This window comes from Lysobacter sp. TAB13, assembly GCF_052113885.1.
Taxonomy (GTDB): domain Bacteria; phylum Pseudomonadota; class Gammaproteobacteria; order Xanthomonadales; family Xanthomonadaceae; genus Lysobacter; species Lysobacter gummosus.
The window spans coordinates 25,045-42,575 of sequence record NZ_JBFRDR010000016.1 but is presented as its reverse complement, the minus strand read 5'-3'; the positions used below and the strand labels follow the sequence as shown (position 1 = coordinate 42,575).

Here is a 17,531-nt window from a genome sequence, read left to right as displayed (position 1 = left end):
AAGCGGCGGCGCTCAGCGCAAATTCGCATGCGCCTTCACACCCTCGACGAACTCCCCGCTCGGATCGTCGATCAGCGGCGGGTTGGCGCGGATGCTGCGATAGACCTCGGGCACGCCGCCGCGACGCAGGCACTGCAGGACGATGTGCGAGGTGATGCGGGTGAAATCGCGCAGCGGCTTGAAGTGGCTGGCGCGGAACTGCTGCTGCGAATCCTCGCTGTGATAACGCGATTCGATCGGCACCGACACGCAGCGCGTACCCAGCTGCTGCGCCGCCGACATCAGGATCTGCGCTTCGAACACGAAATCCTCACCCGGCACATCGCGCAGCGCGATCACCTCGGCCGGGTACAGGCGCTGGCCGCTCTGGCTGTCGGCGACCTGGTATCCGGTGCCCCAGGCCACGCCCCAATCGCCGAAATTGTTCGCCAGGCGGCGATAGGTCGGCTGCGAGGCGCGCTTGCGCAGCCGCGCGCCGATCACGATGTGGCCGGGATAACGGTTGGCGCTGTCGATCAGGCGCGCGATGTCGTCGGCCGAATGCTGGCCGTCGCCGTCCATGGTGATCACCGCTGCCGCGCCGCGCCGCTGCGCTTCGGCGAAACCGTCGCGCAGGCTCGCGCCCTTGCCCTGGCGTTGCGGGTGGCGCAGCACGATCGCCGGCAGATCGGCGATGCATTCGCCGGTGCCGTCGTCGGAGCCGTCGTCGATCACGATCACCTGCGCGCATTGCGCCAGCGCGCCTTCGACCACTTCGCGGATGCGCAGCGCTTCGTTGAGCGCGGGGATCACCACCACGACGTTGTGTCGGTCCAGGCGCAAGCGCGCGGCGCCGGTGGCGGGCAAGGATGCCGGCACGGGGGCGGGCGGGGCCCGGTCGCGTCCTGGCGACGAAGGATCAGTCATGGCTCAGTTCTATCCGCAGGCTGCGGCCGGCGCCCGCCGGCAACGCAACGCGATCATGGCGCCAGGCCAGGGCTTCGAACAAGGGCAGCATGGGCGCGCTGGCGTTGGCGGCCTCGCGCTGGGCCAATCGGCCCGGCGTCGCCGCGGCTGCCGGCTCGTCCAGCCAGGCGCGCAGGACCGGCGCGCCGGCGCGCGCGCGCGACAGCACCAGCGCCGCGCCGAGCAGGCCGCGGCTGTGCGCCACTTCCGCCAGCGGGCCGTAGGCGCCGCCGTCGTAGCCGACCAGCAGCACCGCGTCCTCGCCGGTCGCGATCTGGGTCAGCGCCTCGATCAGGCCCTGGGCGAAGCTGGCTTCCAGCGCGCTGATCGCGGTGGCCGGGCGCATCGCGCCGGCGCCGATGGTCCAGTAGCCGGCGGCGGCGTTGTGCACCGAGTTGTGGAAGCGGGTCGGCGAGATCGTGCGCGGTTCGGTGGCCAAGGTGGCGCACATGTAATCGGTGATCTGGATGTCGCCGTGGCTGGAGGCGAACACCGACGACAGCGTGGCCGGATCGCGGCCGGCGGCGTGGCAGGCGGCCAGCGCCACTTCCAGCGCGACCGCGACGGTTTCCGGCGCGCGCCTGCGTTCGTTGGCGGCCAGCAATTGCGGCGACGGCCGCGCCGGCGCGGCTTCGCTGTCGGCCTCGGTTTCGCCCAGCGCGAACGCGCGCGCGGCGGTCCAATCGGGCAGGCCGCGGCTCCAATAGCCGATGCCTTCCACGGCGGCGCTCAACACGGGGACGGGACGCGCGCTGGAACCGCTCATGCGCGCGCGAACACCAGCGAGCAATTGTTGCCGCCGAAGCCGAAGGAATTGTTCATCGCATACCGGATGGAGTGTTGCGCGTTGTCGAAACGGATCTGCGGGCCGTTGCCCGGATCGGGTTCGACGCTGTTGAGCGTGCCCGGCAATTCGCCGCGTTCCAGCGCGAGCAGCGCATAGGCCGACTCGACGATGCCGGCCGCGCCGAGCGTGTGGCCGGTCCAGCCCTTGGTCGAACTGGCGTGCAGATGCGGCGGAAACAGCCCGGCGATCGCCAGCGCTTCGACCTGATCGTTGGCCGGCGTGGCGGTGCCGTGCAGATTGAGATAACCGACCTCGCCCGCCTCGATGCCGGCGCGCGCGAGCGCATCCACCATCGCCAGGCGCGCGCCCAGGCCCTGCGGATGCGGCGAGGACATGTGGTGGGCGTCGCTGGATTCGCCGTAGCCGCGCAGCTCCAGTCCTTGCGCCGCGTGTTCGTCGTCGCGGCGTTCGAGCACCGCGAAGCCGCCGGCCTCGCCCAGCGACAGGCCCACGCGCTGCGCATCGAAGGGCTTGCACGGCTCGGCCGACACCAGTTGCAGCGAGTTGAAACCGAACAGCACGCTGCCGCACAAAGTGTCCACGCCGCCGACCAGCGCCGCGTCGGCGACGCCGGCGGCGATCAGGCGCGCGGCCTGGGCGAACACTTTTGCGCTCGACGAGCAGGCGGTAGCGACGGTGACGCAGGGGCCGCGCAATCCGGTCGCCGCGGCGACGAACGCGCCCAGCGAATGCGGCGTGTGCAGAACCGGCAGGCCGGGGTCGGAGGCGAACCGCGGCGGCTCGCCGTGCAGATGGGTGTAGGCCGCTTCGGTCGCGCCGATGCTGGAGGTGGAGGTGCCGACGATGATCGCGACGCGCTCGGCGCCGTGGCGCGCGACCGCGGCGGCGATCGCCTCGACGATCCCGTCGTGCTGCAGGCTCAGCCAGGCCAGGCGGTTGTTGCGGCATTCCCACTGCGACAGCGCGGCCGGCAGCGGCGCGTCTTCCAGGCCTTCGACCCGGCCGATCCAGCAATCCAGCGGCGGCTCGCCCGGCGCCAGCGGGGCGAAATCGTTGCGGCGCAGGCCGCTGCGGCGCTCGCGCAGAGCCCGGGCCTGGGCCTCCAGGCCGCGGCCCAGGGCGGTGGTCGCGGTGTAGGCGCGGATCGTCAGCGGCGGCATCGGCGAGGCGGTGGATGTCACTAGACAGGTACGACGCTGCGTGCGGAATCAACCGAAAGTATAGCCATCCGGGGCCCCAAGACCGGCCGCAGTGTGACGCGTATCATGGTCGGCGCTGCGGGCCGGTTCATCGGGCGCGCGAGCCTTCGCGGTCGATCGCGGCGGACGCGCGGCATCGCCAGACCCGGCGCAGCCTTGTCCAACGGGGATCCACGGAGGGTCCCTATCACTCAGGGGAAAATTCATGCGTTTGATGCAACTGGTGTTGGCGGTGCTGTGCGTGGCCGCGTTCGCGGCGCTTCCCGGTCAGGTTCAGGCGCGCTCGGCGCCGCTGGTCGATCCCGATCCGGTGTCCATCCCGGCCGGCGTGGACTCGGTCAAGGTGGTCAAGGACATCAAGCGCGCGCTGCTGGGCCGCGGTTGGGCGGTGACCAACGAGCAGCCGGGCCAGATCGATTCGACCTTGAACCTGCGCACACACGTCGCCCGCATCCGCGTCACCTACACCGACAAGCAGGTGCGTTTCGCCTACGTGGACAGCACCGACCTGGACTACAAGCTCAAGGGCGGCAAACCGTACATCCACAAGAACTATCTGGGCTGGATGGCGTACCTGACTTCGGATCTGTCCACCAACCTGCAACTGTCCAGCCAGGACTGAACCGTCCCGGCCGGCGACGGCGCGGCGCGGTCCAGACTTGATTACACCGGCACTTATCCGGATGCGTTCGCGCCGCCACGCGCGGATGCCTCCGGGGAACCTGCCCGCCGGCGCGCAGTCTGACTGCGTTCCGGCGACCGCCATCGCCGCCCGCCGACCGATTCCGTTCCGTCTCCCGTGACCAGCCGCATCGCCCACCGCATCGCTTTGTTCGGCGACCGCGACATCCTGCATGTCGCGGCGGTCGCATCGGCTGCGTGCGTGCTCAGCGCGGGGCTGGTGTACGTGGGCTACTTCATCCACGTGCTGCGCATCGCCCGCAACGCGCCGTGCCGGCCCGAACGCGGCGAATGCGTGCTGCTGTTCGGCAAGCACGCGCCGGGCGGGCGCATGGACCCGGACTTCGAAGCGCGGCTGGACCGGGCGATGGCGTTGTGGAGCGATCGGCCGCCGCACAGCGTGGTGTTGCTCGGCGGCGGTCCGGCCAACGAGCTCAGCGAAGCCGAACTCGCGCGCCGCGGCCTGCTCGCGCGCGGCATCGCCGGCGACGCGCCGTTGCGCCTGGAATCGGAATCGCGCGACACCTTGCAGAACCTGCGTAATGCGCGCGCGCTGCTCGGCGAAGGCATGCGTTCGCGCGTGACCTTGCTCAGCAGCCGCTATCACCTCGCGCGCTGCGCCTGGTTCGCGCGGCAACTGGGCTACGACTGGGAACTGTGCGCGGCCGAAGCGCGGTTGAGTATGGGCCCGCGCATGCTGTGGCGCATCGCCGGCGAAGCGGCGTATGTGGGCATGAGCGACATCGGCGCGCGCTGGGCGCGGCTGATCGGCAATCGGCGGATGCTGTCGCGTCTGAGTTGAATCGCGCCGCGAGCGTGACCGCCGGCGGGTTCGCCGATGCACGCCGATCACGCTGGCCGAAAATAATTTCCGAACAGGAAAATTCCGCGTCGTGATCGGCGTTTGCCAGTCTTGTGACCGCTATCCGCGAGCGCAGGCTTAAGTCGGTTGCGCGCGCCGGTCCATGGCGCCGGATTTTATGGCAGGCGCGCGGCTCAGTCGTCGGACAGGCGGCTCGCGCGCGCGCCGCGCAAGGCGCGCGCGGCTTCGGCGCCGTTCTGGCGTTGCATCACTTCGCGCAGATGCGATTCGCCGCCCGAACACACCGCCAGCACCCGGCAGCGGCCCGGCGCCGCGGCGATGTAGGCGTGGCCCATGGCGCTGTCGAAGTAGATCGAATCGCCGACCTCCAGCCGCGCCGGCGCGTACAACTCGCTGTGCAGTTCGATCGCGCCTTCCAGCACCAGCGCGAATTCCTCGCCGGTGTGGCGGATGAGTTCGCCGAATTCCTCCAGCGTGCGCGCGTGAACATCGGCGATGATCGGCACCAGGCGCTTGTTGAGCAGTTCCGAGGCCGGATACAGGTGGTCGTAATTCTCCGTGCGGATGGCGTAGCCCTCGCCGGCGCGGCTGATGCTGCGGCGACCGCTGAAACCGTCGTTGCCGGCCGCCGACTGCGGCGAGAACAGTTCGCCGATATCCACCTCCAGTCCCTGCGCGATGCGGGTGAGCTTGTCGAAGCTCAGCGACATCTTGCCGTTTTCGATTTTGGACAAGGTCGAGATCGGCAGGCCGGTGCGGGCGCCGATTTCGGCCAGGGTCCAGCCGCGCTGGCGGCGCAGGGCGCGCAACGCGACGCCGGGGTTGTGAGCGGCGGCGGCGGGCGTGGCGACGGTGACGGTCTTGCTGCGCTTGGCGGGCATGGAGTCGGCCGAGGGGGTTCACGGCGACTCTAGGCGGGTGCCCTGGCCTTGCCAAGCGAACGGGGCGCGGCATTATTCAATTTGAGAAATTGCATTAGCAATTTGGAAAACAGGGGCCTGGATGGCCGTGCGGCGGGTGTGGGGCGGGCTTGCCGGGGTGTTGAAGGATTGGCCCGGTGGCCGGGGCGAACATGATCGCCGCGAGCGTTCGCGCAGCCGGATCGCGACAGATCGAATTGCGGGCGCGGTGCGGTGCTCACGCCGACCGCCGTCGCGCCGCGCCCGCATGCACGCGCAAGGCATGCGCGGTGCGCCGGCGGCCGCGAACCGTCGCGCCGCCGCGGCTGCGGCCATCGGCGAGCGCGTACACTGCCGGCCGATGATCCGGGCCGATGCGTCCAATGGCGCGTCGCGTGGCGATCGAATCCCGGCGTCGATGCAACGCCGGCCGGACCGACAGGGGTGGTGGGGAACATGATGTTCAAGCTTTCGATGCGCGCCTGGCGCGCGAGCGTGACGGCGGGCCTGCTGTTCATCGCAACACTGTCGGCGCAGGCGCAACCGGCGCCCGCGCCGCAATCCGCGCCGCCTGCGCAGACCGACGCGCCGGCCCCGTCGCCGCCGGACAACGTCCTGCCCCCGCCGGCCCCGCCGCCGTCGCGAACCTCGCCGGTCCCGCCGCGGCCGACGCCGCCGGTATTTCCCGCCACCCCGACCGCCGTGCCGGCGCGGCCGGTATTTCCCGCCACCACTACCGCTGTGCCGGTGCGGGCGACACCGCCCGCATTTCCCGCCACCACTACCGCCGTGCCGGTGCGGGCGACGCCGCCCGCATTTCCAGCGACCACCACAGCCGTGCCCTTGCGGCCCGCGCCCGCTCCGGCGGTTACGCCGCCCGCTGCGGCCGCGCCAACCGCTGCGCCGAAATCAACCGAACCGACATCGGTCGAGCCGACATCGGTCGAGCCGAAACCTGTCGCGCCCAAGCCCGCCGCTCCGGCCACGGCCGGCGCCGTACCGAAACCGATCGCTCCGTCTGTCCCCGTCGCAGCGTCGAAACCGATCGCTCCGGCCGCCCCCGTCGCAGCGCCGAAGCCCGTGGCCACGACGACTCCCGCCGCCGCGCCGAAGCCCGCGCCCGGCGCCCTGCCGGTGCGCCCGCCGCCGCCGCAGGAGCGCGAATCGCCGACCGAGGCGATCGCCCGCGCCGCCGCCACGCCGTTGGTGACCCGTCCGCAGGGCGGCGCCACGCCGACGCCGACGGTTACGCCGCAGCCRGTGCCGCCGCCGGCCGCCGCCAGGCCGATCGCCGCGCCGCCGGCCGCTCGCAGCGCACCGGCCCCGCGTCCCACCGCCACGCTCGCGCCGTCGTCATCGGAGCCGAAGCCGTTCCCTCCCACCGCGCCGCCGGTTCGCTTGTCGCCGCCCGCCGCGTCCGCGCCGCAACCCGCCGCCGCCAAGCCCGCCGGCAGCGCCGCGACCTACGCACCGCCGACCGTGCGCAGCACTTCGGCCTCGCGCCCCGGCGTCCCGTTGCCGCCGAACGCGAGACCGCTCAGCAGCGCCGCGCCGCCGGTCAACTTGTCGCCGGCCGCCGTGCCGCCGCCGCAACCCGCCGCATCGAAGCCGGTCGCACCCAAGCCGGCCGCCAGCGCCGCGGCGACCCAGGCGCCGCCGGCCGCACGCAGCACCCCGACTTCGCGCCCCGCCGCCCAGTTGCCGCCGAATGCGAGACCGCTCAGCAGCGCCGCGCCGCCGGTCAACTTGTCCCCGGCCACCTTGCCGCCGGCGCCGCAACCCGCCGCATCGAAGCCGGCCGCAGCCAAGCCGGCCGCCAGCGCCGCCGCGATCCAGGCGCCGCCGGCCGCACACAGCGCTCCGACCCCGCGCCCCGCCGCGCCGTTGCCGCCGAACGCGAGACCGCTCAGCAGCACCGCGCCGCCGGTCAACTTGTCGCCGGCCGCTGTGCCGGCGCCGCATCCGGCGCCGGCGAGCCGTCCCGCCGCGCCCGGCGCCGCGCCCTACATCGCGCCGCTGGCCGGCGGCGTGGTGAAACGGGCCTCGCCGATCACCGACGGCGCCGGCGAAACCGCGCCGAAAGATCCGCTGGCCGCGCCCGCACCCGAGGCCGCGCCGATCGAACTGCGACCGCTGCCGGCCCCGCCGCCGATCGCGTCGGCGCCCATCGCGCCGCTGCCGACCGAACCGAGCGACAGCGGCCTGGGCGAAATCCTGGTCGCCCCGACCGGGCCCGCGCCGATTCCGCCGGTCAGTTCGCCGGACGCGGAGGCCTACATCGACGGCCTGGTGCCGACGGCGCTGGCGCGCGGCGGCCTGACCGGCGCGGTGGTGGTGCTGGTCAAGGACGGACAAGTGCTGCTGGCGAAGGGCTACGGCTACGCCGACCGCGAACAGGGCAAGCCGATGAACGCCGCGCGCACCCTGGTGCGGCCGGGCTCGATCTCCAAGCTGTTCACCTGGACCGCGGTGATGCAGTTGGTCGAACGCGGCAAGCTCGACCTCGACGCCGACATCAACACCTATCTGGATTTCCGCATCCGCGACGAGTACGGCCAGGCGATCACGCTGCGCCATCTGATGACGCACAGCGCCGGTTTCGAGGAATCGAGCAAGCACCTGTTCGCCGCGCAACCTTCGCAGTTGATGGCGTTGGGCGACTACGTCAAAGCCGTGCAGCCGCAGCGCATCTTTCCGCCCGGGCAAGTGCCGGCGTACTCCAACTACGGCGTGGCGCTGGCCGGCTACATCGTCCAGCGCGTCGCCCGCGAACCGTTCGACGATTACGTCGAAGAACACATCTTCGCGCCGCTGGGCATGCGTCATTCCAGCTTCCGCCAACCCTTGCCCAAGGGCCTGGCCGCGGACATGGCGAAAAGCTACGTCGCGCCCGGCGCGCCGCCGATTCCGTTCGAACTGGTCAACGCCGCGCCGGCCGGCAGCCTGTCGACCACCGGCGAGGACATGGCGCGTTTCATGATCGCCCACCTCGACCAAGGGCGTTATCGCAACGACACGATCCTGCAGACCTACACCGCGCAGGCGATGCAGAACACGCTGGTGCGTCCGATCCCCGGACTGGATGCGATGAGCTTGGGCTTCTTCCGTCACGACAGCTACGGCCCGATCACCCTCGGCCACGGCGGCGCGACCGAAGCCTTCCAGAGCGATCTGGTGCTGCTGCCCGAACACAAGCTGGGCGTGTTCGTGTCCGCCTCCGGGCCGGCGCGCGCCGGGCGCGCCCTGCATCGCGATCTGATCGACGGCTTGCTGCGGCGTTACTACCCCGCGCGCGAACCGCCGCCGCCGACCCAGGTCACCGCGTATCTGCACGGCCGCCAGATCGAAGGACGCTACGAAAGCAGCCGTCAGTCCTCGGGCAATTTCCTCGCCATCGGGCGCTTGTTCGCAACCTCGGTCATCGAGTTGAACGGCGATGAGACCGTATCGGTGTCGTCGCTGCGCAAGCCCGACGGACGGGTCAAGCGTTGGCGCGAGATCGGCCCGTACCTGTGGCGCGAAGTCGATGGCGACAGCCGCCTCGCGGCCAAGGTGATCGACAACGAAGTGATCGCGGTCAGCAGCGACGACGTGCCCGCGGCGATGTGGCTGCAGCCGGTGCCGGCGTGGCGCTCGCCGGGCTGGATCGTGCCGCTGCTGTACCTGGCCGCGATGGTGCATGTGCTGGCGCTGGCGTTGTGGCCGGTCGCCGCGCTGATTCGCCATCGCACCCAGCGCCCGTTGCTGCTGGACAGTCGCGAACGCGATCTGCGCCTGCTCACCTTCATCGGCCTGAGCGGCAACGTGCTGCTGGCGTTGTTGTGGGTCTGGATCCTGAGCCGCGCGGAAGTATCGGTGCGCTCGCTGGACGGCAGCCTCGACCCGCTGATCCGGATCGCGCAACTGCTGGGCCTGTTGAGCATCGCCACCGCAGTGATCGCCGCGCTCAACCTGCGCGCCGCCTGGAGCATGCCGGTGCGGCGGTTGCGCCGCGCTTGCGCGGTGGCGATCGCCGTGGCCTGCATCGCGGTGGTGTGGCTGGTGTTCGCGCTGAAGACGATGCAGTGGTCGCTGGTGTACTGAGTCTGTCCCTGCGGCGGTGATCCGATGCGGCGCTTGGCAGCGCCGCATCGGCCGGCGCACTATGCCCGGCAACGGATCGGGGATGGATGGAACCATGCGGATGAAGCCTTTCAGCGCGCGCCTGGGCTGGCTGCGCGCCTTCGTCGTCGCGACGATGTTCTGGCTGGGCTGCGCGACCGCGGCCGCGCCGCCGCCGGCAACCGCCGTTACCGCGCCGAGCGTCAGCGCCCGCTTCGACAACAGCGAACTCACGCTCACCTTCGCCGAGCCCATGCGGATCTGGGGCAACCGCGTCGAGCCCGGCAGTGTGCGGCTGACCCCGTCGATCGGCGATGCCGCGGCGATGCAATGCCACTGGCAGGACGATACCTCGATGTTCTGCACCTTCGGCGCCATCGAGCCCGCGGACGCCACCGAGTACCGCATCCAGATCGCGGACGGACTGCTCACCCAGCAAGGCGCCGCCTTGCCGGGGCGAACGCTCGAGGTGCGAACCGATCGCCCCAGCGTCAGCAGCGTGATGTCGTGGGAAGACGGCCGGCCGGTGATCAGCCTGTTCTCCCAGCAGAAAATAGGCGCGGACGACTTGGCCCGCGTATTGCGCCTGGACATCGGCGGCCGGCCCGCGCCGGTGCGGCTCAAGCCGATCGATGACGACGGCGGCAGCTATCGATTGGAATTGCCGGTGAAGATCGCGCCGCAAACGCACCTGGAGCTGTCGATCGTGCCCGGCCTGCGCAGCAGCGCGGGTCCGTTGCCCGGCGTGCAGAACGGGGTCTTGCTGCGCGCGCTGGTCAACGAGCCGTTCCGGGTGATCGGCGCAGCCTGCGCGCAACCGCACAGCGCGCCCGGCCGCACGCCGGTGGATGGCCGTATCGACTTGCAATGCATGCCCGACGAAGCGGTGCAGCTGGTGTTCTCGCAGCCGCTCAGTGAAGCCTCGCGCCAGGCCTGGATCGCGTCCTGGCCGAAGGGCGTGGCGCTGTACACGCGGCGCTCGTGGAATGAAGGCTACGGATCCAGAATCACGCGCGAAGCCGGCGAAGCGATCTCCTTCGGCCGCGACGCCGCGCGCAGCCGATTCGATATGCGCCTGGAGGGGCTGCGCTCGCAGCGCGGCGAAGCGATCCAGCCGCTGACCCTGAGCGTGAACACGCTGGACTATCGGTCGATGCTGCGCGGGCCGCATGCACGCGCGCTGATCGCCGACGGACGCAAGCTGCCGCCCTTGTTGCAAGCGGTTAACGCGCAGGCGGGCTCGTGGCCGCTGCGTGGACTCGACGGCAAGTGGCTGCAGGGCCTGCAAGCCGGCCCGGTCCGGCGCCATGCCGAACCCGAGCGGCTGCCGTCGCCGAGTGCCGACGCGGTGCTGGCGCGCGGCGGTTGGGTCGGGTGGTACGCCAACGACGCCGTCGCGAACGATGCGCGTCCCAATGCCCTCGTCGAAGCCAGTGCGCCGGCCTTCGACCTGTTCGCGACGGCGACCACGGGCGAGGTGCTGGTGTGGGCGCAGGCTTGGGACGACGGCGGCGCGATCGCCGGGGCCGAGGTCGAATTGCTGGCGCAGAGCAACGGCGGTGTGCCGGCGCGGATTGCGCGCGGCCGCACCGATGGCAACGGTCTGGCGCGGCTGAACGTGCCGGCGGCCCTGCGCGCCAGCGGACGAAGCGACGATCTGCGCCTGATCCTGCGCGCCAGCCAGGGCCAGGGCGCGGCCGTGCGTCGCGCCGTGCTGCCGGCCGAGCGATGGTTCTCGTGGCAGGCCCTGCGGCGCGAGGATCTGACGCAGATCTGGGGCGTGGCGGATAAACCGCTGTACCGGGCCGGCGAAACCGTGCGTTACAAACTGTGGTTGCGGCAGGTCGCCGGCGAACGGCTGCTGCGTCCGGCCGCCAGCGAAAAAATAGAACTAAGCCTGAGCCGCGAGGATGAGGAAGAAGCCATCCTGACCTGGTCGGAACGTTTCGATGCGGGCGGTTCGCTGAGCGCCGAGCGCGGTCTGCCTTCGCAACTCACCGACGGCCGCTATTGCATCCGCGACAGCGCGGATTCCAGCAGGGTGGGCGTGTGTTTCTTCGTCGGCAGCTACCGCGCCCAGGATCTGTGGGCGCAGGCCAAGACCGAGGATCGGGTCTTGCACGACGGCGATCGTTTCGCCTTCGATCTCCAGGCCGGTTACTACTCCGGCGGCGCGGCGGTGGACATCGGTGTGGAGCGGGTGACCGCGATGCTGTCGCCGCTGCGGTTGCAAGAGGCGTATCCGCGATTCGCCGATTACAGCTTCATCGACGTGGGTGGGCATGGATCGCATCCGCTGAGCGGCGCGAAGCAGATCAGGCTGCGCACCGATGCGCAAGGCCGCGCGCACGGCGAGCTGAAGACGCGGTTCGACGACCGGCACAGCGACGGAAAATCATCGCTGCCGGCGTTCGGCCGCATCCAGGTGGTCGGCGAAGTGCGGCTGGCCGATCGCGAAGGCACCGCCTCCAATGCCGCGTCGGCGCGTTACAGCCGCTATCGACGTTTTGTCGGCCTGCGCAGCGATCCGTCCTGGTTCTCTGCGCGTTCGCCGGTCCGCCTGGAGGCGGTGGTGATCGACGACAACGGCGTCGCTGTCGCGGATGCGCCGGTCGAGATCGAAGTGCGCTGGCTGCGCGGCTACGACCAACGCGAGGACGACGCGAAAGCGCCGGTGTTGCACCGCTGCAGCCTGCGCGCGCAGCAGCCGGCGGCCTGCGACTTCCCGCGCGAGAAATCCGGACGCTACCGCATCACCGCGCGCAGCGGCGAGGCCGCGCCGGCCGAGCTGTCGCGCTACGTGTGGGTCGGCAGCGACTACGGCGACGATGATGCCGAGGCCGGCAAGCCGGCCCTGGAACTGATACGCGCCGCCAGCGCGCAGGATCGCAGCGTCGAGGTGCTGCTGCGCCAGCCGTATGCCAAGGCGCAGGTGTTGTTCGTATTCGAGGACGGCCGCCATCTGATGGGCGAGCGGATCGAGACCGTCGAGAGCCAGGGCCAGCGTTATCGCATTGCCTTGCCGGACACGCGCGCGCACAGCTACAGCCTGGTCGCACACGTGCGCGAGGCGGCGCCGTCGAAGATCGACGAACACGGATTGCGCACGCCGCCGCGGCGCGGCAGCGCCAACTTGAATCTGGTCGCGCCGCCGCTGCCGACGCCGACGCCGTTATCGTTGTCGTTCGCCAGCGCCACCGCGCGGCCGGGCGAACGCGTACGGCTGCGGGTGCGCAACGACAGCGCGCAGCCGCGCGAGGTCGCCATCAGCGTGATGGACGACGCGCTGCGTAGCCTGGCTGGGGAGAATTGGAATGAATTCGATCCTGCCAGCTTCGGTTGGTTGGGCGGGCTGAAGAGTCACGAAGCGTCGTTGAGCAGCCTCTCGTTCACGGAATTCAAGGGCGGTGCCTGGAAGCTGGCGCTGGCGCGCCCGGACGCGAAAGCACGCAAGTCGCCATGGCCCGGGGTGATGTTCGAGCTGGACAAGGCGATGCCGAGCGGCACGCCGTTCGACTTCGCCGCTGACGAGGATTCGGAAGATCCGTCGAAGCAAAAAGCCTCCGCCGAGGCCAACGCGCGCGCAGCCGATATCGGCGAGGTCGATGTCGCCGACGCCGCGGCGTCGCCGGCGGATCCCGAAAGCGATCATCTGGATCGATGCCCGTCCTGCAGCGTCGTCGCGATCGGCGACTATCGCCAAGCATCGAAACCGGTGGAATCGCCGAAGCCCGGTCGAAGCCGGGGCGACGGCTATTCTTATTCGTATGTAGCGCCGGCGGCCGAAGTCGGCAGCGACACAGGGGCGATGGCGCCGTCGGATCGCGATGGCGACTACGGTTCGACTGTGCTGGAAAGAATCCAAGTCACCGGTTCGCGCATTGGACCCGAGGAAGCGCTCCGGGCCGGCAGCGGCAAGGTCGAGGGAGTGCGGCCGCGCGAGCAGCCGGCCGATGCCGCCGCGGCGGTGACCGCAGCCGCGCGCGTGCGCACTCGCTTCGTCGACACCGTGCACTGGCTGCCGCAACTGCGCTTGGCACCGGGCGAAAGCCGCGAGATCGAACTGATCCTGCCCGACAACCTGACCCGCTGGCGCGCGGTGGCCTGGAGCAACGACGCCGACGACGATTTCACCTTGACCGAAACCACGCTGGACGTCGGCCTGCCGCTGGAAGCGCGCCTGCAGACGCCGGTGCGGCTGTATCCGGGCGATCGTTCGCGTCTGGCCGCGAACGCGCGCCACAGCGGCGACAGCGCGGCGCAGGTCGCTACGCAACTGCGCGTGACCGATGCGACGGGCGAGGGCGATGCGCTGGCGCAGTCGCAGGGCACGCTGCAGCTGGCGCCGCAGGGGCAGGGCAGCTTCGCGGTGGAGATCGCGCCACGACAGGTCGGCGTTTTGCTCGCCACCGCCAGCGTTGAGGCCGGTGGCGAACGCGACGCGGTCGCCGCGCCGATCGAAATCGCCACGCCCTTGGTCGCCGGGCGTCTCAGCCAGGCCGGTTGGCTGGGCGCGCAGCCGCTGTCGCTGGCGTTGCCCGAGCTTCCGGCCGGCGCGATGCAGCCGCAGTTGCAGGTGAGCCTGTTGCGCGGCAGCGCAGCCTTGGTCGATCGCTGGACCGAGGATCTGCACGCGTATCCGCATCGCTGCTGGGAGCAGATTCTCAGCCGCGGCGTGGTCGCGGCGCTGTCGCTGCAACGCGGCCCCAGCTCGCCGTGGCCGCAGGACGATGCGCGCGCGGCGGTGCGCGAGGCTGTGGAGAACGCGGCCGTGTTCCAGAACGAAGCCGGCGATTTCCGTTACTTCACCCGCGCGCCGGAGCAATACGAGGCCTACCAGCGCTACGGCCTGACGGAAACGCCCGAAGTGGCGCTGACCGCGTACAGCCTGCGCGCGCTGCGGCTGTTGAAGCAGCTTGGTTATCCGGTGCAGGGGCATGTGCTCGAAGCGGCGGAGGATTTCGTCGGCGGCCAAGAGGCACCGGCCGCGCTCGATCCGCAGGCGCAGGTCGCTGGCGATCAGGTCGCGATCAATCAGGCCGCGATCGCGGTCGGCGCCGAGGACGAACCGTCGTCGGACAAGCTCGATCGCCTGTGGTCGCACTGGTCGCGTTTGCAATTGCCGGCGCAGGTTGAACTGACCCGTGCACTGGCGCGGGCCGGGCACGCGTCCGCCGCCGCGGCGCTGGCGCGCGTGGTCGCGCAGACCAAGCGCAATGGCGCAGCGCGTGCGTTCGACGCGGACGTCCGCCTGGATCGCTGGATGAGCTCGGACCTGCGCGAGCAGTGCGCGGTGATCGGTCTGTTGCGCGACTATCCCAAGCTGGGCGACAACGAACTGCGCCTTAGCCTGATTGCCGGCCTCAGCGATCTGTACGCCGGCGGCAGTGGCGCGGTCGACACCCAGGCCGGCGCCTACTGCGTGTGGGCGCTCAACGACGACGTACGCGCCGACGCGCGTCGATCGGCGTCGGCGTCGGTCGCGTTCGGCGAGCAGCGCGCGCTGCTCGAATTGGCGCCGGGCGAGGCACGCAGCGAGTGGAAAGCCCCGGCGACTCAGGGCCGTGCTTTGCAGGTGGCGAGGAAGACCCAGGGCGACACGCCGCTGAGCTTCGTGGCCACGCTGGACTATGTCGAAGACGCGAACCACGCCGTGGCCAATGCCGCCGGTCTCGCGGTCGAGCGCCGCTTCGAGGTGTTGCGCGATGGCGAATGGAAGCCGCTGACGGGAGCGAAGCTGCGCGAGAACGACTGGGTGCGCATCACCCTGATCGTGAACAACGGCGCCGAACGCCATTTCGTCGCCATCACCGACAACGCGCCCGGCGGCCTGTTCCCGACCGACCTGAGTCTGTCCGGCGTCGGCGGGCTGGACCTGAGCAAGGTCTCCGACACCGGCAGTCGGTGGTTCCGTACGCGCAAGCTGGACCCGCGCAAGCCGCGGTTCTATGCCGAAGAACTGCCGGCCGGCCGCCACGAGGTGCGTTACTTCGCTCGCGCCGGCAACGCCGGCGACTATCTGGCCGCGCCGGCGCAGGTCGAGCTGATGTACGGCGGCGCCACGCAGGCGCGGACGGCGGCGGAGCGGGTGACGGTGCTGCCGCCGGACTGAAGCCGGCGCCGCTGTCGCTCGCAAACGACAAGGCCGCGGCAATCGCCGCGGCCTTGTCGTTGCGCGAACCGGATAACGCGGCGCGCGCTTATTTGCCCTTGTTTTTGCTCTTGGCCTTGCTCTTGCCTTTGCCCTTTTCCGTGCCCTTGAGCTTGGGCACGTAGTCCTCGCGCACCGCCTTGCCCAGCAGCGCCGGCGGCAGCAGGCCCTGGTCGAGCAGGAAGTTGTTGAAGCTCAGGCGGTCGAAGCGATCGCCCAGCGCCAGTTCGGTGTCCATGCGCAGTTCCAGGATGCGGCTGTAGCCGTAGAAATAGCTGCCGGCCTGGCCCGGCGCGTTGAACATGTAGCGGTCCAGTTCCTGCTTGGTCATCGCTTCGGAGAAACCGACTTGCTCGGTCAGCACCTTGCCGGCGCTGGCGCGGTCGGTCAGGCCGAGGTTGAGCATCGGGTCGAGGATCGCCCGCGCCGCGCGCAGCAGGCGGAACTGCAGCGCGATCAGTTGGCCGTCCAGCGGCTCGTAGGGAACCATCTCGGCTTCGGCGTACAGCGCCCAGCCTTCGACGTTGACCGAGTTGAAGGCGAACATCGAGCGCGCCAGCGAAATGCCGCGCTCGACCATCGCGGTGAACTGCAGTTCGTGGCCCGGACGGCCCTCGTGCGCCGACAGCGTCCACGCCGCCGATTCGTAGTTGAAGTCGTCGTAATGCAGGGCCTTGCCGCCGGCGTTGGGCACCGCCACCGGCAGCACGAACTGGCCTTGCTGCCCGGTGTTGCCGACCAGCGGCGCCGGCAGGAAGTGCGGCGCCGGTTGCGCCGCCGATTCGGCGTCGCTGCCCAGGCGCATCACCAGCGGACGCTGCGGCACGTCGACGATGCGCTCGGCGCGGATGATCGGGTCGATCGCGTCGATCACCTTGCGATAGCGCGATTCGAGTTGATCGTTGGCGATGGTGTCGCGCTTGAGCGCGCGGATCACCGCGATGTAGTCGTGCGGATCGGCGACCTTCAGGCCCTTGGCCTGCGCGACCTGCGGCGCCAGCTGGCGCATCGCCGCGCGGGTTTCCATGAACTCGACCTGGGCGCGGCGGATCAGCAACTGCGGATCGACGTCGATGCCGAACTGCTTGAGCTGATACGCATACAGCTCGGGCGGCAGGCGCGCATCGGTGCGCGCCTTGGGCAGCACCTTGGCGCGGGTCCACTTGCCGTAATCCGTCAGCTGGGTCTGCATCGCCTTGAGCGCCGGCTCGGCGCCCTGGATGTCGTACTTCTTGAACAGCTTGCGGATGCCTTCGACGTAGGTGTCCACGTTCGCCAGCGCCTGCTCCACTTCCAGCTTGGTCGGCTGCAGCAGGGCGCGATCGCTCAGGCGTTCTTCGTAGCGCTCGCGCGCGAGCTGGGTCAGCGGCGTGCTGCCCGGGGCCTGGCCGACATAGGCCTGCAGCCGCGCCAGCGCCTGCGCGCGGCGTTCGGGCGGGGTCTGGTCCGAGAGCAGGCCGTTGAGGCCGGAGAACACGGTCTGCGGCGCGTCGAACCACGGCAGCATCAGTTTCTCGTTGAGCTCGCTGCCCTCGACGGTGTTGTCGATCGAGCCGATCAGGATCTGCAGATCCTGGCGCACGTCGGCGTCGCGCTCGCTCGCCAGCTTGTCCTGCAGTTCGGTCTTGGCCTTCGCCATCGCCGCGCGGAAGCGCTGACCGACTTCGGGCTTGAGGTCGGTGACCTTGTCGTCGTAGCCGGGAATGCCGAAGAAGGAGAAGCCTTCCGGCGCGAAGTCGGCCTGGGCCTTGATCAGGATGCGGGTGTATTCGTCGCTCTTGGCGACCCAGGCCGGCACCGCTTTGGCGGCGGTAGGCTTGGCGGCGGGAGCGGCTTGCGCGGCTGCGGCGGGCGCGTAGGCGAGCAGGGCGGGCGCTGACAGCGCCAGGGCGACGGCGAGAACGAGCGGCTTCATGTGCGATGA

At 70.3% G+C, this 17,531-nt stretch carries 11 protein-coding genes; 4 read left to right on the top strand and 7 right to left on the bottom strand.

Features of this window, described 5'->3' with window-relative positions; translation table 11 throughout:
- Positions 1 to 12 precede the first annotated feature (12 nt).
- The 3 genes from AB4Y92_RS18025 to AB4Y92_RS18015 are packed head-to-tail and all read right to left on the bottom strand — an operon-like array spanning position 13 to position 2,913.
- Positions 13 to 858 (bottom strand): glycosyltransferase family 2 protein, encoded by an 846-nt coding sequence (locus AB4Y92_RS18025; RefSeq protein WP_441820910.1) that lies wholly within the window; start codon positions 856 to 858, stop codon positions 13 to 15.
- Between the two features lie 40 nt (positions 859 to 898).
- Positions 899 to 1,681 (bottom strand): beta-ketoacyl synthase chain length factor, encoded by a 783-nt coding sequence (locus tag AB4Y92_RS18020; protein WP_441820970.1) that lies wholly within the window; start codon positions 1,679 to 1,681, stop codon positions 899 to 901.
- A 26-nt stretch (positions 1,682 to 1,707) separates the two neighbouring features.
- Positions 1,708 to 2,913, bottom strand: a complete 1,206-nt coding sequence (locus tag AB4Y92_RS18015; RefSeq protein ID WP_441820969.1) for a beta-ketoacyl-[acyl-carrier-protein] synthase family protein — start codon at positions 2,911 to 2,913, stop codon at positions 1,708 to 1,710.
- 244 nt (positions 2,914 to 3,157) lie between these two features.
- Here AB4Y92_RS18015 and AB4Y92_RS18010 point away from each other — a divergent pair, with 244 nt between their 5' ends.
- Entirely contained in the window at positions 3,158 to 3,574 is a 417-nt protein-coding gene (locus AB4Y92_RS18010) for a hypothetical protein (protein ID WP_441820909.1), read from the top strand.
- A gap of 177 nt (positions 3,575 to 3,751) precedes the next feature.
- Positions 3,752 to 4,435 (top strand): YdcF family protein, encoded by a 684-nt coding sequence (locus tag AB4Y92_RS18005; protein WP_441820908.1) that lies wholly within the window; start codon positions 3,752 to 3,754, stop codon positions 4,433 to 4,435.
- 194 nt (positions 4,436 to 4,629) lie between these two features.
- On the opposite strand, the gene AB4Y92_RS18000 is transcribed toward AB4Y92_RS18005, so the two are convergent.
- From AB4Y92_RS18000 to AB4Y92_RS17990, 3 genes are read right to left on the bottom strand one after another with little or no spacing between them, the layout of a single operon-like run.
- Entirely contained in the window at positions 4,630 to 5,337 is a 708-nt protein-coding gene (locus AB4Y92_RS18000) for a helix-turn-helix domain-containing protein (protein WP_441820907.1), read from the bottom strand.
- A 29-nt stretch (positions 5,338 to 5,366) separates the two neighbouring features.
- Positions 5,367 to 6,797: a hypothetical protein gene (locus tag AB4Y92_RS17995; protein WP_441820906.1), complete on the bottom strand. Its 1,431-nt coding sequence runs from the start codon at positions 6,795 to 6,797 to the stop codon at positions 5,367 to 5,369.
- 21 nt (positions 6,798 to 6,818) lie between these two features.
- Positions 6,819 to 7,286: a hypothetical protein gene (locus AB4Y92_RS17990; RefSeq protein WP_441820905.1), complete on the bottom strand. Its 468-nt coding sequence runs from the start codon at positions 7,284 to 7,286 to the stop codon at positions 6,819 to 6,821.
- Between the two features lies 1 nt (position 7,287).
- On the opposite strand from AB4Y92_RS17990, the gene AB4Y92_RS17985 reads away from it, so the two are divergent.
- The gene (locus tag AB4Y92_RS17985) at positions 7,288 to 9,438 is read left to right on the top strand and encodes a serine hydrolase domain-containing protein (protein WP_441820904.1); all 2,151 of its coding nucleotides are present in this window, start codon (positions 7,288 to 7,290) and stop codon (positions 9,436 to 9,438) included.
- 100 nt (positions 9,439 to 9,538) lie between these two features.
- Entirely contained in the window at positions 9,539 to 15,568 is a 6,030-nt protein-coding gene (locus tag AB4Y92_RS17980; protein WP_441820903.1) for an alpha-2-macroglobulin family protein, read from the top strand.
- Between the two features lie 88 nt (positions 15,569 to 15,656).
- On the opposite strand, the gene AB4Y92_RS17975 is transcribed toward AB4Y92_RS17980, so the two are convergent.
- Positions 15,657 to 17,522 (bottom strand): DUF885 domain-containing protein, encoded by a 1,866-nt coding sequence (locus tag AB4Y92_RS17975; protein WP_441820902.1) that lies wholly within the window; start codon positions 17,520 to 17,522, stop codon positions 15,657 to 15,659.
- Positions 17,523 to 17,531 lie beyond the last annotated feature (9 nt).